Genomic DNA, 2,010 nt, shown 5'->3' on the forward strand with positions numbered 1-2,010 from the left:
ATCGACGCGCTGCAGGCGGCCGTCGGCTTCAAGCCGTACACGCCGATAGAAGAAGGGCTGCGCAGGTTTGCAGCCTGGTATACGTCGTATTATGCCGACCAACCGGCCAGGGTATAACGCGGATGAAAGTGGTATCTTAAAGTCGGCGAGGAGGAGCGCGCGATGAACGACAGGCAGGCGGCGCTTACTTCAACGTAAAACGTCTCCAAATTGGGAGACGCGGAAATGTGAAATCCAAATAAGCTTCAGCGACTAAAAAGGGCTGCTCCGATCGCAATCGGAGCAGCCCGTATTGGGTTTCAGAGGTTAATCCTGGGCCTGAATCATGCGTTCCGCCCGCGGACGAAGGCGATGAACCGCCGCGCCTCATCAGGCGACAGCTTCCGCCCGTCGACGGTCAGCGCGAACCTTTGAAGCAACTCCTCGTCGGAGAGCTCCAAGGCGTCGGTAAAGTCGCGAGCTGCGGCATTGAGCGTCATGTGAGGGTTATCCGTTCTTCCCACCAGAAAATCGATCGACACCTTGAACAGGTCGGCGAATTTGGTGAGCGTTTCCGTATCGGGTTCCCGGCGGTTTTTTTCGTAATGGGATAACGCGGCCCGGGAAATGCCCAGCGAGGAGGCGGTTTGCTCTTGGGTCCATCCCCGTTGCTCTCTACATTTTGCGATGCGGCTGCCAATGCTCATGATAAACCTCCTATTTCCCATCTCTCTTCATATTAATACGGATAAGCGGCAATTGCATAGAGAATTGTGACAAAATGTAGCGAAATTGTTGCCGCATAGCGGCTGCGGATGATCGGATACATGCTGTACAAAGGGAATGTCACCAAGAGGTTTTAAGGATATGGAAAAATCCGGGTTGACAGGCATCGATAATTGTCGTAAATTATAAGTGAATTGGATACTTAATGTAACATAATTCGATAAAAAGATACATATTGTATATTATATCACGAAAAGGAGTGAACGAGCATGACGGGGTCCGGCCGGTTTTACTGTGTGCGCTGCAATTGTTTGGAGGAATCAGGGGAAGCAGAGGTATTGTTCAAGACGGGTTATTTCAAAGTGATTCATCCGCTGGGCTGCTGTGTGCCCGCAGTGGAGGCAAGCAGCGCGGGAGCGCCGTTCGCAGCAGCGGGCTTGGCGGAGGCCGAGACGGCTATGACACTTGTTGTCCATGCTATGGCGATGCCGGAAGCAGTCGCAGATTTGCAAGCTGAGCCGGACTACACCCGGTTTCAGGTGTCGCTCAAATAGGTTGCACAATTGTCGCCGCCGCATTGTAAGCCCGGCCAAGGGGATTCCTTGCCGGGCTTATTGCCGCTTTGGAGAAGGGCGCGGCTACCATGAACGTGACGAAACGGATCGGTAATCGGACGATTATCGACAAGCTTACGCTGGATGTTCCGCCCGGGAGGGCATGACGCTCGGCTTCTCGCTTTCGGCTGGCCGGCTACTACATTGTGTTCATGGCGCTGGCCTGGTATGTGTTCAACCTTTGGAGAGAGGATGGTCGAACCGCCGTTTGTTTTAATTATTCAGCCATCGCCCGGAATACCGACCGGGCAGCTTCGAGCGTAGCATCAATGTCCGCGCGCGTATGCGCCGCCGTGAGGAACCACGCCTCGTATTTGGAGGGCGCCAGGCAGACGCCCTTCTCAAGCATGCCGCGGAAAAACGCGGCAAACGCGTCGCCGTCCGTGTCCTGGGCTTGCTCATAATTCGTTACCGGATGCGCGCAGAAGTGACTGGAGAACGAGCCGCGAATCCGATTGACCGTCAGCGGCACGCCTGCGTCGGCCGCCGCATCGGCAAGGCCGTCCGCGAGCAGGGCGGCAAGGACGTCCATTTGATCGTACAGACCGGGTTCGCTGAGTATGTCCAGGCACGCGATGCCTGCCGCAACCGAAGCGGGATTGCCCGCCATCGTGCCCGCCTGATAAGCGGGGCCGAGCGGAGCGACCTGCTCCATAATGGCTTTGCGGCCGCCGTAAGCGCCGATCGGCAG

3 protein-coding genes are annotated in these 2,010 nt (G+C 56.1%); 1 reads left to right on the plus strand and 2 read right to left on the minus strand.

Going from position 1 to position 2,010, the window contains the following annotated elements; all coding sequences use genetic code 11:
* Window positions 1-323 precede the first annotated feature (323 nt).
* Window positions 324-686 carry a helix-turn-helix domain-containing protein gene (locus BG52_RS06765; RefSeq protein ID WP_036582959.1) on the minus strand — a complete coding sequence of 121 codons (363 nt, stop codon included), beginning with the start codon at window positions 684-686 and terminating at the stop codon, window positions 324-326.
* 288 nt (window positions 687-974) lie between these two features.
* On the opposite strand from BG52_RS06765, the gene BG52_RS06770 reads away from it, so the two are divergent.
* Window positions 975-1,259, plus strand: coding sequence for a hypothetical protein (locus tag BG52_RS06770; protein ID WP_036582961.1), 285 nt, complete (start codon window positions 975-977; stop codon window positions 1,257-1,259).
* Window positions 1,260-1,536: 277 nt separating this feature from the next.
* Here BG52_RS06770 and BG52_RS06775 read toward each other — a convergent pair.
* Window positions 1,537-2,010 (minus strand): aminotransferase class III-fold pyridoxal phosphate-dependent enzyme (locus BG52_RS06775; protein ID WP_036582964.1); only part of this gene is annotated, 474 nt, incomplete at its 5' end.

The organism is Paenibacillus darwinianus (genome assembly GCF_000598065.1).
Classification (GTDB): domain Bacteria; phylum Bacillota; class Bacilli; order Paenibacillales; family Paenibacillaceae; genus Paenibacillus_I; species Paenibacillus_I darwinianus.

What these genes read in the sequence shown, in the direction of transcription:
- BG52_RS06770 (WP_036582961.1), top strand. Translation starts at nt 975, where the DNA reads ATGACGGGGTCCGGCCGGTTTTACTGTGTGCGCTGCAATTGTTTGGAG.
- BG52_RS06765 (WP_036582959.1), bottom strand. Translation starts at nt 686, where the DNA reads ATGAGCATTGGCAGCCGCATCGCAAAATGTAGAGAGCAACGGGGATGG.